15 protein-coding genes are annotated in these 14,416 nt (G+C 63.0%); 10 read left to right on the top strand and 5 right to left on the bottom strand.

Annotated elements, in window-relative coordinates:
• Nucleotides 1–149: IS630 transposase-related protein (locus tag AOBCEHNH_RS08155; protein WP_152062691.1), on the bottom strand; the 149-nt coding region annotated here is incomplete at its 3' end.
• Between the two features lie 192 nt (nt 150–341).
• Between AOBCEHNH_RS08155 and AOBCEHNH_RS01165 the strand changes: the two genes are divergently transcribed.
• Nucleotides 342–1,034, top strand: a complete 693-nt coding sequence (locus tag AOBCEHNH_RS01165) for a response regulator transcription factor (RefSeq protein WP_039910579.1) — start codon at nt 342–344, stop codon at nt 1,032–1,034.
• Between the two features lie 23 nt (nt 1,035–1,057).
• The gene (locus tag AOBCEHNH_RS01170; RefSeq protein WP_152062844.1) at nt 1,058–2,143 is read left to right on the top strand and encodes a histidine kinase dimerization/phospho-acceptor domain-containing protein; all 1,086 of its coding nucleotides are present in this window, start codon (nt 1,058–1,060) and stop codon (nt 2,141–2,143) included.
• A 228-nt stretch (nt 2,144–2,371) separates the two neighbouring features.
• On the opposite strand, the gene AOBCEHNH_RS01175 is transcribed toward AOBCEHNH_RS01170, so the two are convergent.
• Nucleotides 2,372–3,184, bottom strand: a complete 813-nt coding sequence (locus AOBCEHNH_RS01175; protein WP_226803176.1) for a tyrosine-protein phosphatase — start codon at nt 3,182–3,184, stop codon at nt 2,372–2,374.
• A gap of 136 nt (nt 3,185–3,320) precedes the next feature.
• On the opposite strand from AOBCEHNH_RS01175, the gene asnS reads away from it, so the two are divergent.
• The 7 genes from asnS (at nt 3,321) to AOBCEHNH_RS01210 (ending at nt 11,099) form a co-directional block, all read left to right on the top strand.
• Complete coding sequence (gene asnS / locus AOBCEHNH_RS01180) at nt 3,321–4,724, top strand: asparagine--tRNA ligase (RefSeq protein ID WP_152062846.1); 1,404 nt, start codon at nt 3,321–3,323, stop codon at nt 4,722–4,724.
• A 346-nt stretch (nt 4,725–5,070) separates the two neighbouring features.
• Nucleotides 5,071–6,075 (top strand): ABC transporter substrate-binding protein, encoded by a 1,005-nt coding sequence (locus tag AOBCEHNH_RS01185; protein WP_226803177.1) that lies wholly within the window; start codon nt 5,071–5,073, stop codon nt 6,073–6,075.
• Nucleotides 6,076–6,168: 93 nt separating this feature from the next.
• Nucleotides 6,169–7,203, top strand: a complete 1,035-nt coding sequence (locus AOBCEHNH_RS01190; protein ID WP_152062847.1) for an ABC transporter substrate-binding protein — start codon at nt 6,169–6,171, stop codon at nt 7,201–7,203.
• A 160-nt stretch (nt 7,204–7,363) separates the two neighbouring features.
• Nucleotides 7,364–8,284 (top strand): ABC transporter permease, encoded by a 921-nt coding sequence (locus tag AOBCEHNH_RS01195; protein WP_152062848.1) that lies wholly within the window; start codon nt 7,364–7,366, stop codon nt 8,282–8,284.
• Complete coding sequence (locus AOBCEHNH_RS01200; protein ID WP_006723089.1) at nt 8,277–9,071, top strand: ABC transporter ATP-binding protein; 795 nt, start codon at nt 8,277–8,279, stop codon at nt 9,069–9,071. The genes AOBCEHNH_RS01195 and AOBCEHNH_RS01200 overlap by 8 nt, the downstream gene beginning before the upstream one ends.
• 188 nt (nt 9,072–9,259) lie before the next feature.
• Nucleotides 9,260–10,525: an MFS transporter gene (locus tag AOBCEHNH_RS01205; protein WP_152062849.1), complete on the top strand. Its 1,266-nt coding sequence runs from the start codon at nt 9,260–9,262 to the stop codon at nt 10,523–10,525.
• A 70-nt stretch (nt 10,526–10,595) separates the two neighbouring features.
• Nucleotides 10,596–11,099, top strand: coding sequence for an LURP-one-related family protein (locus tag AOBCEHNH_RS01210; protein WP_152062850.1), 504 nt, complete (start codon nt 10,596–10,598; stop codon nt 11,097–11,099).
• A gap of 95 nt (nt 11,100–11,194) precedes the next feature.
• On the opposite strand, the gene AOBCEHNH_RS01215 is transcribed toward AOBCEHNH_RS01210, so the two are convergent.
• The 3 genes from AOBCEHNH_RS01215 to AOBCEHNH_RS01225 form a co-directional block, all read right to left on the bottom strand.
• Entirely contained in the window at nt 11,195–11,956 is a 762-nt protein-coding gene (locus AOBCEHNH_RS01215; protein WP_152062851.1) for an SdpI family protein, read from the bottom strand.
• Complete coding sequence (locus AOBCEHNH_RS01220; protein WP_152062852.1) at nt 11,946–12,224, bottom strand: autorepressor SdpR family transcription factor; 279 nt, start codon at nt 12,222–12,224, stop codon at nt 11,946–11,948. Before AOBCEHNH_RS01220 ends, AOBCEHNH_RS01215 begins: the two co-directional genes overlap by 11 nt.
• 205 nt (nt 12,225–12,429) lie before the next feature.
• Nucleotides 12,430–13,083 (bottom strand): hypothetical protein, encoded by a 654-nt coding sequence (locus AOBCEHNH_RS01225; protein WP_152062853.1) that lies wholly within the window; start codon nt 13,081–13,083, stop codon nt 12,430–12,432.
• Nucleotides 13,084–13,560: 477 nt separating this feature from the next.
• Between AOBCEHNH_RS01225 and AOBCEHNH_RS01230 the strand changes: the two genes are divergently transcribed.
• Entirely contained in the window at nt 13,561–14,289 is a 729-nt protein-coding gene (locus tag AOBCEHNH_RS01230; protein ID WP_152062854.1) for a histidine phosphatase family protein, read from the top strand.
• Nucleotides 14,290–14,416: the final 127 nt, after the last annotated feature.

Raw genomic sequence — 14,416 nt, forward strand, 5'->3', positions numbered from 1 at the left:
CTGTTGGCCCTGAGGTTGCCGTCGCGGAGGCGCCTCCATCTGGCAGCGCTCTCGTGGCCGACGCCGAAGCGTCGCTCGGCCTCGCGGACGGAATGGCCCGAATCCAGATAGTCGAGCACCTCGTTGACAAGCTCTTGCGGATACGCCATCTCTTCCTCCTAGAGAACTATTTCTCCAGGTTCAGGGGCGCACCCCCGACCGTTTCGATTGGGGACAGGTACGAATTGAGACGTTTGTCCTGTGCGTCTCTCAGGTTCTTATCAGCTTGCTCGGGTATTCTCTAGGCAACGAGTGGGATGCGCCTCATACGAGAGGCGCTGCGCTCGAAGGGAGGTGCTCCGATGCGCGTGCTGCTGATTGAAGATACACCGCGTCTGGCAGAGGCGGTGGCCGAGATATTGCGCAAAAGCGGTTACGGTGCCGATGTCGCGCACATTGGCGCCGATGGTCTCGCCATGGCGCTTACGGGCGCATACGATGTGCTTCTTCTCGACATCATGCTGCCCGACATGAGCGGTATGGATGTTCTGCGCAAGCTGCGCGAGGCGGGCAGCGTGGTTCCCGTTATCCTGCTCACCGCCCGACAGGGCGTTGGCGACCGCGTGGCGGGGCTCGACGCCGGTGCGGATGATTATCTTCCCAAGCCGTTTCATGCAAGCGAACTGCTCGCCCGCATTCGCGCGGTCACGCGCCGCCCGGCAACCTACCGGCCGAACAATGCGATCGAGGCGTGCGGACTTGTGCTTGATGTGGAAAAGTTGTCTGTGCAGGCCCGTGGGGGCGCAGTTGCCGTTGAGCTGACGCCGAAGGAAGCGTTGCTCCTTGAGGCGTTCATGGGGCGCTCGGGAAGCCCTGTCTCCAAGAGCGATTTGGCCGTTCGGCTTTGGGGACCTCATGTGTCGTTGGTCGACAATCGTATCGAGGTATTGGTTCACGCGCTGCGTGGCAAGCTTGAAAAACTGGAGTCACCGGCGCGGATCGAGACCGTGCGCGGTGTGGGATATCGCCTGATGAACGGACAGCTTGCAGGCTGAGATGCGACGAGGGGAGAAGATTCATGAGCGCCGTGTTCAATAATGGGCAGAAAGACGGTTTGACTGCGGGGAGCGGTGATCTCAGGGCCCTGCGCAAGCGCCTGTGGCTGCGCTCGTCGATGCTTGTTTGCAGCATCCTCGTATTCGCTTTGGCGGCTGCTTGGGTTGCCAGTGCATTTTCGGCGCGAGACGCCAACAACGTGGCGCTGCAAAACGTGATGACCGACTCATTGAATCGGGGCAGTCTGATGGAGGCCTACGAGGGCGCGAAGCCCGACGTCCCTCAAGCGTTCGCTGGCCTAATCGAATCATCGAAAGAGGAGGCGGGCGATTGGAAGCCGACGGCAACGGCGCCGGACACCTACTACTCGCTCTCTGGGCCCGTGCAGAGTCCGTTCTCCCTCGCAGTGTTCGAAGGAGGCTCCATGGCGTTCCTGGTGCCCCCTCATAATGTGATAAGTGGCGATGGCGATCCTTTGTATGGGGCGTTCAATTGGTGTGAATCCGCACTCGAAGAATTGACGAACATTGCTCTGTCCAATCGGGCGGATGCCGGCAAGCGCCCGAAGCCGCAGTACATTAAGGTTCATGGGATGACGTGGAAGTGCGCGACGGAGATCGCAGTGACGAGTCCGCGTTATTCGAAAGACGCGACGGGCGACAGCGGGGTTTCCCTGTACAGCGACGGGCGCCTCGAGGGGTACGAAAAGGATGGGTATTTGGCCGCTCGCGTGTATGCGTTCGTCGATATCACCTCGTCAGTTATATACCTGAGGCGGATGGCTATGTTTCTCGCGGCGGTCGGCGTGGTTGGCTGCGCCGTGCTCGTCCTGGTGTGCCGCAGAATCATCGATCGCGCGCTCGTTCCGGTGGCAGAGTCCCAGGCGCGCCAGCGAGAGTTTCTCATCAAGGCATCGCATGAGCTCAAGACGCCCATGGCCTCCCTCTCGTCAAATCTTGACGCCCTGGTGGCGAATAGTGCGGAGACGGTCGCGAGTCAGGAGCGTTGGACGAAGAACATGCGCGAGGACATCGACGAGCTCGCCGACCGCACGTGCAGGCTGCTCGATTTGGTGGCCGACCCCGAACGCGGAGATTCAAAGGCGTGATGAGCATGCGATGGGCTGAGTATTGGAAAGGCCCAGGGATGCGGATACGGGGAAGGCGGGGCGCCGCGGGTTTTCGCGCTACCCCGCCGAGCGGGCATCGCATCGAGATGGCATGAAAGACACGAATAAGACCCGAAGTTCGTGACTTTGGATATGTTTCAGTGAAATGCGAGGCGGCGACGAGCGGGGAAGGACGAAAAACGCCCGTCTCCGCATGGGTCACTCGATCTAATCTTCGAGGCAGCGCTCGCGGAAGGCGGCGATTTCGTTCTCGGTGATGCCGAGCGTGCCGGTGAGGTAGCCCATGAACCCGCCGTGCGGTTCCAACGCACGCTCCATCGCCTCGAAATAGCAAATGGACGCGGGAGAATCCAGCGTGAGGTCGATGGGAGCGTAGAGGTTGGTGGCGAGGTAGTCGGCGAGAATATCGTCGCGGCTCACGCCGAGCATGGTCTCGATAAGCGCCGAGCCCATTCCGCAGCGGTCGCGCCCCACGTAGCAGTGCCAGAGAGCGGCACCTTCCTCGACATCGAGCACCGCCCGCACAAAGGAGCGGTAACCGTTGATGCCCGTCTCGTCGATGAGCATGTGCGGGTAGAGCAGTGTCATGAACTCGACGGGGTCTCCCTGGGCCATGGCCTCGAGTTTGTATTCGAATGCGGTCTTTTCATGCTCCTGCGTGACGCCCACCTGGCTGTCGGAAAAGATCTCGGCATGCAAGTAACGCGCGGCGAGGATGAGATCCATGGGATCGGGCAGCTCGGAGAGCTCGATGAGGTTGCGAAAGTCGACCACGAGGCGCAGGTCGTAGTCATCGCGCAGGCGGTCGATGTCGGCGGGAGAGCCAAAGCCGAGCGTGCCTGAGCGCAGCAGCAGGCCGTGCTTCACGCGGCGACCGCCGGCGCCTGTCATGCCGCCCAAGTCGCGGGTGTTGGGGAGCTTGTCGAAGTCGATGCGGCCGTATCCCGGGCGCGCCGGATCGGCTGCAGGGGGCAGGTCGACGCGAGAGGGGAGCTCATCGCCCCAATAGTTTTGAGCCATCGTGTGACCTTTCTCGTGAGGTTTCTTGCCATTATTCTGCCAGAGGGCCATACGCGGCACACCTGCTAGAATGGACGATTGTGAGAAAAGCGTATCGTGCGCCGCCGTCTTGCGGTGCACGCGGGAAAGGAATGGCATGGATCGCACCAAGATCGCCCAGCTCTACGCCGATGCTGAGACGCTCGGCGGACAGCAAGTGACCGTTGCCGGATGGGTCAAGTCCGTCCGCGACATGAAGAACTTCGGCTTCGTCACCTTGAACGACGGCAGCTGCTTCAAGGACCTGCAGGTCGTCATGAACCGCGAGGCGCTCGCCAACTACGACGAGATCGCCCATCAGAACGTCTCCGCGGCGCTCATCTGCACCGGCGAGCTCAAGCTCACGCCGGACGCCCCTCAGCCCTTCGAGCTCGCCGCGACCGAGATCGTGGTCGAGGGCGTTTCCGCTCCGGACTACCCGCTGCAGAAGAAGCGCGCCACCGTGGAGTTCCTGCGCACTCAGCAGCACTTGCGCCCGCGCACCAACCTGTTCCGCGCCGTCTTCCGCGTGCGCTCCGTGGCCGCCGCTGCCATCCATCGCTTCTTCCAGGATCGCGGCTTCGTCTACGTGAACACCCCCATCATCACCGCGAGCGACTGCGAGGGCGCCGGCGAGATGTTCCACGTCACCACCATCGATCCGGCCAACCCGCCGCTGGATGATAAGGGCAACGTGGACTTCAGCCAGGACTTCTTCGGCACCACCGCCTCGCTTACCGTGTCCGGCCAGCTCAACGCCGAGAACTTCGCCATGGCCTTTGGCGACGTGTACACCTTCGGCCCGACCTTCCGCGCCGAGAACTCCAACACCACGCGTCATGCCGCCGAGTTCTGGATGATCGAGCCCGAGATCGCCTTTGCCGACCTGGCAGACGACATGGACCTCGCCGAGGACATGCTCAAATACGTCATCCGCGACGTCATGGACCGCTGCCCCGATGAGCTCGCTATGCTCAACAAGTTCGTCGACAAGGGCCTCATCGAGCGCCTCACGCATGTGGCAAATTCCGATTTCGCCCGCGTGACCTACACCGATGCCGTGAAGATCCTCGAGGACGCCGTCGCCGCCGGTCATCAGTTCGACTACCCCGTGAGCTGGGGTATCGACCTGCAGACCGAGCACGAGCGCTTCCTCACCGAGGAACATTTCAAGTGCCCGACCTTCGTGACCGACTACCCGGCCGAGATCAAGGCCTTCTACATGCGCCTGAACGACGACGGCAAGACCGTTGCCGCCGCGGACTGCCTGGTTCCCGGCATCGGCGAGATCATCGGCGGCTCCCAGCGCGAGGAGCGCCTCGAGGTGCTCGAGCGTCGCATCGCCGAGCTGGGCATGGACCCCGAGCAGTACAAGTACTACCTCGACCTGCGCCGCTACGGCACGTGCAAGCACGCCGGTTTCGGCCTCGGCTTCGAGCGCCTGGTGATGTACCTCACGGGCGTCGGCAACATTCGCGACGTCCTGCCGCACCCGCGCACCGTTGGTAGCTGCGACTTCTAAAGCCGGGCGTGTTTGACTCGGTTTGATTGATAACCGGCCGCAACCAGATACGGTTGCGGCCGGTTTTCGTTGCGCACGGGTCTTTTGAGCCTTTGAGTCGGCTGTTTCGAGGCCTTGGAGTTGGATTCTCCGAGGTTTTGAGTTGGTGGAGGAGTCAAGTTGCGGGATATCGAGATGTCTGCGGCGTTTCTTTTGGACCGATATATTGCCCGCTTGTTAACACGGCATTAACGCTCTGGCCCCCATGACCCGGGCGGGCTAGTATATCCCTTGCGTTGCTTTCACGCGATAAAGCGTCCCGCTGATGGATGGCGGGGCCCGTACAGAGGAAACGGAGTTGATCGCCATGCTGAGCATTTCGCGCAGGAACCTTATCACCCTCGGAGCGAGCTTTTTTGCCGCCGGAGCGCTGGCCGGCTGTGGCGACGGCAAGGCTGCCCCCGGCAGCACCGGTGCTTCTGGGAAGACGGGTTCCGGCTACAAGGTCGGCGTCCTGCAGCTGGTCGAGCACGGTGCGCTCGACCAAACGAACAAGGGCTTCGTCGCCGCGCTCGACGAGTCGGGTATCGCCTACACGATCGATCAGCAAAACGCACAGAACGATCAGTCGGCCTGCCAGACCATCGCGAGCAAGCTCGTGAACGACGGTGACGACCTGATCTTCGCCATTGCCACTCCCGCTGCCCAGGCGGTCGCGGGCGCCACGTCCGACATCCCGGTCGTCGGCTCCGCCATCACTGATTACGCCGAGAGCGGGCTCGTGGACTCCAATGAGGAGCCCGGCGGCAACGTCACCGGAAGCTCGGACCTCACGCCCGTCGCGGATCAGATCGAGCTGCTTCGCCAGCTGCTGCCCGAGGCCAAGAGCGTGGGCATCCTGTACTGCTCCGCCGAGTCCAATTCGACGGTGCAGGTCGAGCTCGCCGAGGAGGTCCTCGAGGACGCCGGCATCGCGCACGAGCGCTACGCGGTCTCCTCTTCCAATGAGATCCAGCAGATGGTCGAATCCATGGTCGGCAAGGTCGACGCGATTTACGCTCCCACCGACAACACCATCGCCGCGGGCATGGCGACCGTCTCCATGGTCGCCAATGAGAATAAACTCCCCGTCATCGTAGGATGCGACACCATGGTCGAGGATGGAGGGCTGGCGTCGTATAGCATCAGCTATTACGACTTGGGTTATAAGGCAGGCGAGATGGCCGTGAAGATCCTCACCGAGGACGCCAATCCCGCCGAAATGCCCATCGAGTACCTGTCGTGCGATGAGTGCCAGCTCATCGTCAACCAGGCGACCGCCGATGCACTCGGCGTCGACATCTCGATGCTCGAGGATGCCCAGATCGTCTAACGCGGTCGGTCGGGCGTGAGGCCGCGCGCGATTCGACCTCCCTCAGTCCCATATGCCACCCATGCGCCCTGTGCGCACGTTAGGAGAATCTCCATGAACAACTCCACCTGCTCTCGTCGCTCTCTTGTCAAGGGCATGGCCGGCGCCGCCGCATTCGCGATCGTCGGCGGTCTCGGCCTCGCCGGATGTGGCGACCCCGCCGCCAAGGCCGATGGTTCCGCCCCGTCTGACGCCGCCTTCAAGATCGGCGTCCTGCAGCTCACCGAGCACCCCGCACTCGATGCCGCCAACAAGGGCTTCGTCGCCGCGGTGGAAGAGGCCGGTATCGGCGCGAAGATCAATCAGCAAAACGCCCAGAACGACCAGTCCGCCTGTCAGACCATCGCGAGCACGCTCGTGAACGAGGGCTGCGACCTTATCCTTGCGATCGCCACCCCCGCCGCCCAGGCCGTGGCGGGTGCCACCTCCGACATCCCCATCGTCTGCACCGCCATCACCGACTTCGCCGCCTCCGGCCTGGTCAAGGACAATGACGCCCCCGGCGGCAACGTCACCGGCACCTCCGACATGAACCCCGTCGTCGATCAGATCGACCTGCTCCACCAGCTCGCGCCCGAGGCCAAGAAGGTCGGCCTGCTCTACTGCACCGCCGAGTCCAATTCAAAGATCCAGATTGAGCTGGCCGCCGCCGAGCTCAAAAAGCTCGGTATAGAGGGCGTCGAGTACACCGCCTCCAGCTCCAACGAGGTCCAGCAGGTGGTCGAGTCCATGACGGGCAAGGTCGACGCCATCTACACTCCCACGGACAACACCATCGCCTCCGCTATGACGGTGATCGCCTCGATCGCTAACGAGCACAAGGTGCCCACGGTGTGCGGCGAGGTCGCACACGTCGAGGCCGGCGGCCTGGCGAGCCTGTCCATCAATTACGAGGAGCTGGGCCGCCGCGCGGGCGAGATGGCCGTGCGCATCCTCACCGAGGGTGCCGAGCCCGCCGCCATGCCAATCGAGTCCATGGGCGCCGCCGAGTGCGACCTGGTCTACAACGGGCAGACCGCCGAGGCGCTCGGCATCGACGTCACCTCGCTGGTCGAGGATGGCGCCACGGACGTGAGTGCCGCCGAGTAGCCGTCCCACAGCGCGTTTCAGGCGCATTTTGACCGGGGTGTTCGCTCGGACCCCCTTGTCGGCGTGGTACACTGGCCGACACACTATCTATCGCAATCGCGATGAACCCCGGCGAATCATACCGCCGGGGTTCATTTGGCTCGAACAAAGGAGGGACGACATGAGCGGAGCGCTTCTCGGCGCCGTTTCCCAGGGCATCCTGTGGGGCATCATGGTCCTCGGTGTGTACATCACCTACAAACTTCTCGATATCGCCGACCTCACCGTCGACGGCAGCTTCGCGCTCGGCGGCAGCGTGTGCGCCGTGCTCGTGGTTGCCGGCGTCGACCCGCTCATCGCGGTCGCGGCGGCGATGCTCGTCGGCATGCTTGCCGGCGCCGTCACGGGCTTTTTGCATACGGTGTTCGAGATTCCGGCGATTCTCGCGGGCATCCTCACCCAAATCGCCCTGTGGTCGGTCAACCTGCGCATCATGGGCAAGTCCAACACGCCCCTGCTGCAAAGCGATACGATCTTCTCTCGCATGACCGAGTTGACGGGTCTGTCTTCGGCCACCGCTTCCATCATCGTGGGAGTCATCGTGGCCGTTGCGATCATCGCCGCGCTGTACTGGTTCTTCGGCACCGAGATCGGCAGCGCCCTGCGTGCAACCGGTAACAACGAGCACATGATCCGCGCCCTCGGCGTCTCCACGGCCAAGACCAAGATGATCGCCCTCATGCTGTCGAACGCCCTCGTGGGTCTTTCCGGCGGTCTCATCTGCCAGAGCCAGAAGTACGCCGACATCGGCATGGGCACCGGCGCCATCGTCATCGGCTTGGCCGCCATCGTTATCGGCGAGGTGCTCGGTCGCCTCACCCCCGGCAAGCTCACGGGGTTCAAGAGCCGCCTGGTTTCCGCCGTCGCCGGCTCTGTGGTGTACTTCCTCATCCGCGCCATCGTGCTGCAGATGGGCATGGACGCCAACGATATGAAGCTCCTGTCCGCGGTCATCGTGGCCCTGGCGCTGTGCGTGCCGGTGGTGTGGGAGAAGTTCAAGCTGCGTGCGAGCTACTCGAAGGGCGGTGAGGCAGATGCTTAAGCTGTCCCACGTGAAGAAGACGTTCAACCGCGGTACCGTCACCGAGAAGCGCGCCCTCACCGGCGTTGATCTCACCCTTGCCGACGGCGATTTCGTGACTGTCATCGGCGGCAACGGCGCCGGCAAGTCCACCCTGCTCAATATGATCGCGGGCGTGTATCCGCTCGATTCGGGTACTATCGAGTTGGATGGCGAGGACATCTCGCGTCTGTCCGAGCCCAAGCGCGCCAAGTACCTGGGCCGTGTGTTCCAAGATCCTATGCGCGGCACCGCCGCTGATATGCAGATCGAGGAGAACCTCGCCCTTGCCAAGCGCCGCGGGCAGCGTCGCGGCCTGCGCTGGGGCATCACCAAGGACGAGCGCGCCGAGTACGCCGAACTGCTCAAGCGCCTCGACCTTGGTTTGGAGACGCGCATGCAGGCAAAGGTCGGCCTGTTGTCCGGCGGTCAGCGCCAGGCGCTCACCCTGCTCATGGCAACGCTCACCAATCCGCGCGTGCTGCTGCTCGACGAGCACACCGCCGCGCTGGACCCCAAGACGGCTTCGAAGGTCCTCGAGCTCACGGAGCAGATCGTTGCGGAGCGTCAGCTCACCACGCTCATGGTGACCCACAACATGAATGACGCGATCCGCCTTGGCAACCGCCTGATCATGATGCACGAGGGTCACGTGATCTACGATGTGGCAGGGGAGGAGAAGCGCGCGCTTACGGTGCCCGACCTGCTGCAGAAGTTCGAGGAGGTTTCCGGCGGCGAGCTCGCCAACGACCGCATGCTGCTGAGTTAGCGCCGGCGATACGCACCGGAGTTCATATCTACGCATGCCGAGGGGCGGCCGTGTTGACAGACACGGCCGCCCCTCGTTCTATGGAACCGCGATGGAGGCGGGCGCAACGCCATAGTTGGCATTTGACCCAGACGTAACGTCATAGCTTGTAATGCACCTCGTTGATAACCACGACGAAGGGTGCATATATGAAGCTGAAGGGTTCGGTTCTTCGATTTTTGATCAGCGACGCGCTGTCACTGCTGGGTAACAGCATCGCCGGTGTCGTGCTGCCGCTCGTGTTGCTTGCGCGTACCGGCGACGCGCTTGCGGCGGGCTCGCTTGCCATCATCTGCGCGGTGCCGCAGTTCATTTGCGGCCTTGTGGGCGGCGCCGCGCTCGATAAGCTCAACCGCCGCCGCGTGTGCATGGCTTCGGACCTCGTTTCCGCGCTGAGCGTCGCCCTGTTGCCCATCGTGGATGAGATCTGGGGCCTGAGCTTTGGCTGGTTCGTGGTGCTCGGCCTGTTTGGCGCCGTGGGCGATGTCCCCGGCATGACCGCCCGAGACGCGCTGCTGCCCGAGGTCTGCGAACGCGACGGTGCGAACCTCCAGCAGTTCGTGGGCGCCAATCAGTCGCTCAAGGCCATGGTGAACATCATCGGACCGGCCGCCGCCGCACTGCTCATGGGCTTCATGGGCGATGTCGATGCGCTCTGGGTCACCGGCGCGTGCTCTTGCGCCGCCGCGCTCGTGACCGCCAGCCTGCCGCGCGAGGTCGGCGTCGTTGCCGTTTCCGCCGTCGAGTCCACCGAGATGGCCGCCTCCCACGAGGGCGCGATCAAGCGCATGGCCCGCGCCTCCCGTTCGGTCCTCGTCGACGGCCTGCATGCCCTGTTTGGCACCGACGTGCTGCTGCGCGCCTCGACGCTGTTGTCCTTTGGCATCTCCATGGTGATGGGAAGCTGGCAGGGCATCGTGCTGCCCGCCCACTTCACCGCCATGGGCGCGCCCGAACTGGTGGGCTACGTCGTGTCCTCCATGGGTGCCGGCCTGCTGTGCGGCTCCTTGCTCTACACCGCCTTCTCTCCGCGCATGCCCCGTCGCACGTGGTTCGTCATCTCTTTGTCGGGCATGGCGCTCGGCATGGTCGTCATGGGCACGCTGCCCTCTGTTCCCGTGCTCATGCTCGCCGCGGGCATCGTGGGGCTCTTCGCTGGCCCGGCTTCGGCGCTCCTTGGCTTCTTCGCCTACGATCGCGTGCCCGAGTCTCGCCGCGGAGCGGCCATGGGCGCCCTGAACGCACTGTTTCTCGTCGTCGCTCCCGCCGGTGCGTTCTTTGGCTCCGTGCTCGTCTCTCTCATGGATATCGGGTCCGCCTGCCTGGTTATGACGGGAGTCTGGATCGCCGTGACCCTGTGCGCGCTCGTCGCCCGCGCGCTGCGCGATCTCGACGCTCCTGCGCCGGCCGAGTGATGTTCGCCCTGCCATGGCTGAAAATGGGTATACAGCGTTGTATCTAAGGGGTACGACTAGGGGAGGGGCCATGAAGCTCCGCATATCAGCCAAGCTTGCCAGCGTGCACAGCGAGGTGAATGTGACCGATCTCGAGGAAAAGACGGTGTTCACCACCAAGACCGACCCGCTTTCGGCGCCTCGGTGCACGCGTCTCTACGATGCCGAAGGCGTCGAGCTCGCGCATTACGAGACCACGCGCACGGACGAGAAGGACCGCGCCTATTCGGTCTCGATCGACGGCGGCGTCTCCTTCACGACCAAGCGCTCGTTCCGCGTCTCCAGCAGTACGTGCGAGGCGATCATCAAGGTGGGCCAGACGGGTTGGACGGTCCTCACGCAGCGTGCGTGGAGCAGCCGGTTTGAAGTGCATTCCGAGGACGGCAAGGTGCTCGTCCGCGCCAAGCAGGTCCCGGCTCTGCGAGGGGATGTATACGATATCGAGGTGCTTGACGAAGACCATGTGATTGAAATGGTCCTACTCGCCCTCATCGCACGTTCGGTCATTCGAGATGATGCGCCGATCCCGGTCTAACAAGCGCATCGATTTATCGCATAGATAACTATCGATATGAAAGAGGCGCCGGCCCCGCGGGGGGTCGGCGCCTTGTCGTTAATGTTGGGGGATGCTCAGCGGCTGCGGAGCGGCTTGTTGCCGTTGCGGAATACGAGATAGCTGTAGGCGTAGGTCCCGATGCTCGAGGCAAGCACCGACCCCAGGAGAATCCACAGCGAGGCCTGGCCATGCCAGATCGAGATCAGGCCCCCTGCGATGGTGGCGAAGCCCGAGATGACGAACGCCGTGCCGCAGAAGCGGTGGGTAAGACGCCAGTTCCATTCGTCGTGGAGTGCCCAGGGGGTCTTGCAGCCGAACGTGTAGTTGCGCTTGATCTTGGGCATGTAGTTGCCCAAGAGAATGAAGCCCATGCCGACCACCAAAGTCGTGATCGTGCCTATGGGGCTGCCGTTTTCGGGCAGGATACCGAATACGGTGAGCTCGGAGGTCCAGGTCATCCCGACCATGAAGAGCGTGAACAGGACGACAAAGCCGTTGTAGAACGACCCCATGCGCATATAGGCCTGGCCCCGTGGATCCATGCCGGGGAGATAGCGAAGCATGGCGAGCAACAGGAGCGGCAGCGCATCGAGACCGATGATCGCGACGCGCCCGGTGTATCCGTTGACGTTGCCGGCGCTGTCCCAGTGCGTGGGGATCATCTCGGGCATATGGGGCAGGAGCACGAGATGACCGATGAAGCTTGCGACGCATATGGCAACGAGCACGAGGAACGTCCGACGACCGACGGGGTTTATCTTGGTCGTGGCCGTCCGCTGGGTCTTTGCCGCCTGCTCGCTGGATGTCGTCGAGGGGTTGAGGTGTTTATCGCTCATGATCTTCGCTCCTATCGGTGAATGTGTAAAACCAACTCATAAGGTCCTGCAGGACCGAGGTGTTCAGGCTGTAGATGATGTTTTGGCCGTCTCGCTCGGCTTCGACCAGGCCGGCCGTTTTGAGGGTGTTCAGATGGTGGCTGAGCGAAGGCTTGGTCATGTCGAAGTGCTCGGCGATTTCGCCGGCGGCAAGGTCCTTGGTGCGTAACAATTCAAGGATGTGCCTGCGTGTTGGATCGGCAAGCGCCTTGAAGGCCTCTCCTCCCATATTTCCTCCTTAAGGGTTCGTAGGTGTGCGCGGTCTCACGTCGGCGATGCGCTGGCACCGTGCACATGTGCCAAGCGGTTGTACGGACAAATCGACTCGCGGTTGAACGTTAGACAATTAGACACTCATCTAATAATGAAGTCAAGAAGTATTTAGACAAACTTCTAATCGTCTATATGGTCTGGATGAAAAGGCAGGGGTCCGATTATTCCCAGCGATAGTGCCGGTAGGCCTTGCAGGTGGGGGCGTAGAGGAAGCGCGGGACCGGGCATGGCGCGATGATGAGGTCCGATGAGTTTTGATTGGGCAGGGCGCTCACGCCGCAGCTCGAGCGTATGGCGGCAATGAGCATGTCGATCGCCTCGGAGCGGCGTCGGCGCATGCGGCCCATACGCGGGCTGCGCACGGAGGCGCTCACGAGCAGGCCTCCGCCCACGGCGATACCTCCGCCCCAGGGAACATCCTCCGCACGGCAGGCGGAATCGAGGTGCTCAAGCGCCATGCGGGCTTGGATGAAGCCGTGCTCATCCGCGCATGCAATCGCGTACAGCAACGGCGTGCGTGCGTGACCGGCATGCTCGTCGCTGTGTAGCTGCGCGCAAAGGGATGTCCAGGTGCGGGAGGTGTCTGCATCGGCGGGGGAGAGGGTGTAGACACGCGAGTCGATGGCACGCGCGGCACCGTAAGCGGGCAGGGGGATGTGGTGCTCGTAGACATCGAGCGCTTCAAGCAGGTCGTGGGAGAGATGGTCGAGACATGCGTGGGGGTCGGACAGCCCCGCATCAACGAGGGCGAGTCGGACGGGAAGCGCGGTGCGCTCGCACGGCGACTCCTCGCGTTCGATGGGGGTGTGTGCCATGGTCTCGCCCTTTCTATCCCGAGAGCCGTACGGAGTACTGTACCCCGTGTCGACTCCCCGTGCTACGCGCATGCTCGAACCGATGTGAAGGTGCGGCGGAGTGCAAAGGTACGACGGAGCAGGTGCGGCGGAGTGCAGAGGTGCAGCGGGGCGGGTACGCGCACGTAGCATCATGAGCGCGCAAGGGAATGGTCGTAAAGTGCCAATCTGATGCAGCCTGGCATTTTACGGCCATTTCTGAGGGCAATTGGGCTGGAAAACGGTCGTAAAATGCCATTCTGTGACAGCTTGGCACTTTGCGACCAAAATATACGGTCGCACGCGGTTGGGAGAACGTTGCCGCGGAATCACGAGTTCTCGCCCTCGCGGCGGGGCTTTGCAAACGCGGCCGATGCGCGCCGTTGGACGTGTCGATTCTCATCCGCTGTGTCGCTCGCCCGCTGCGGCACCTCATAGTCGAATCCTGGAGGAGCATCCATGTTTACAACGTTGTATCTCGTGCGTCATGGTCAGACGGTGTTCAACACCCGGCTGCTCATCCAGGGTCGCTGTGATTCTCCGCTCACGGATCTGGGCCGTGAGCAGGCCCGCGCCGCGGCATTGTGGCTGGGTGAGCGCGGCGCGCGCTTTGATGCGGCGTTCAGCTCGCCTGCCGAGCGCGCGTGCGGCACGATGGAGCTGCTGTGGGGCGGTGCGTATCAGCGTCTCGAGGGATTGCGTGAGCGTTCGTTCGGCGATCTTGAGGGCACCGACGTGCTGGCCCTGCCCAAACCCATGGGGGATTATCCCGTGTCGTTTGGAGGCGAGCCGGAGTCGAAGCTCGAGGCGCGCCTGACCTCGACGCTCGCGGCGGTGATGCGCGGGGACTACGAGGCGAGGCCGGTCTCCGCGCCGAAAGGCGTTTTGTCAGGCCAGTCGATCGGTCCGCGCAACCCCGTGCCCGGCCGCACGGATGCGCCGGTCGAGTCCTGCGCGGTACGTCCGCTCGATGAGGGTGCCCCGTGTTCAGGTAACGTGCTCGCGGTGAGTCATGGTGCGGCTTGCAAGGCATTCGCCCGCGCCTGGGAGCATACCGCCGAGGTGGAGCTCCCCAGTCCCTTCCCCAATTGCTGCGTGCTGGTGTATCGCTTCGACGGTTCGTCGTTCACGCTGGTCGAGGTCGCCGACCCGGCGGCGCATCTGGGCGGGGAGGGGCTGCCCATCTAGCTGATGCGCGACGTGTCGGATGGCCGCCTTTCGATGGGGGCTTGTCATGCCGGATCGTTCGTCCGCCCGTCGAGTGCGGCCAATATGGAAAGTTTGCCATGCGTGACATCGTCTGCATGCGTGGGTA

The organism is Collinsella intestinalis, assembly GCF_902501455.1.
Classification (GTDB): Bacteria; Actinomycetota; Coriobacteriia; order Coriobacteriales; family Coriobacteriaceae; genus Collinsella; species Collinsella intestinalis.

Excerpts from the sequence above, each read along its gene's own strand:
- AOBCEHNH_RS01215 (WP_152062851.1), bottom strand. The coding sequence starts at position 11,956 with ATGAGCGATAAACACCTCAACCCCTCGACGACATCCAGCGAGCAGGCG.
- asnS (WP_152062846.1), top strand. The coding sequence starts at position 3,321 with ATGGATCGCACCAAGATCGCCCAGCTCTACGCCGATGCTGAGACGCTC.
- AOBCEHNH_RS01210 (WP_152062850.1), top strand. The coding sequence starts at position 10,596 with ATGAAGCTCCGCATATCAGCCAAGCTTGCCAGCGTGCACAGCGAGGTG.
- AOBCEHNH_RS01195 (WP_152062848.1), top strand. The coding sequence starts at position 7,364 with ATGAGCGGAGCGCTTCTCGGCGCCGTTTCCCAGGGCATCCTGTGGGGC.
- AOBCEHNH_RS01165 (WP_039910579.1), top strand. The coding sequence starts at position 342 with ATGCGCGTGCTGCTGATTGAAGATACACCGCGTCTGGCAGAGGCGGTG.
- AOBCEHNH_RS01185 (WP_226803177.1), top strand. The coding sequence starts at position 5,071 with ATGCTGAGCATTTCGCGCAGGAACCTTATCACCCTCGGAGCGAGCTTT.
- AOBCEHNH_RS01205 (WP_152062849.1), top strand. The coding sequence starts at position 9,260 with ATGAAGCTGAAGGGTTCGGTTCTTCGATTTTTGATCAGCGACGCGCTG.
- AOBCEHNH_RS01200 (WP_006723089.1), top strand. The coding sequence starts at position 8,277 with ATGCTTAAGCTGTCCCACGTGAAGAAGACGTTCAACCGCGGTACCGTC.
- AOBCEHNH_RS01225 (WP_152062853.1), bottom strand. The coding sequence starts at position 13,083 with ATGGCACACACCCCCATCGAACGCGAGGAGTCGCCGTGCGAGCGCACC.
- AOBCEHNH_RS01170 (WP_152062844.1), top strand. The coding sequence starts at position 1,058 with ATGAGCGCCGTGTTCAATAATGGGCAGAAAGACGGTTTGACTGCGGGG.
- AOBCEHNH_RS01190 (WP_152062847.1), top strand. The coding sequence starts at position 6,169 with ATGAACAACTCCACCTGCTCTCGTCGCTCTCTTGTCAAGGGCATGGCC.
- AOBCEHNH_RS01220 (WP_152062852.1), bottom strand. The coding sequence starts at position 12,224 with ATGGGAGGAGAGGCCTTCAAGGCGCTTGCCGATCCAACACGCAGGCAC.
- AOBCEHNH_RS01175 (WP_226803176.1), bottom strand. The coding sequence starts at position 3,184 with ATGGCTCAAAACTATTGGGGCGATGAGCTCCCCTCTCGCGTCGACCTG.
- AOBCEHNH_RS01230 (WP_152062854.1), top strand. The coding sequence starts at position 13,561 with ATGTTTACAACGTTGTATCTCGTGCGTCATGGTCAGACGGTGTTCAAC.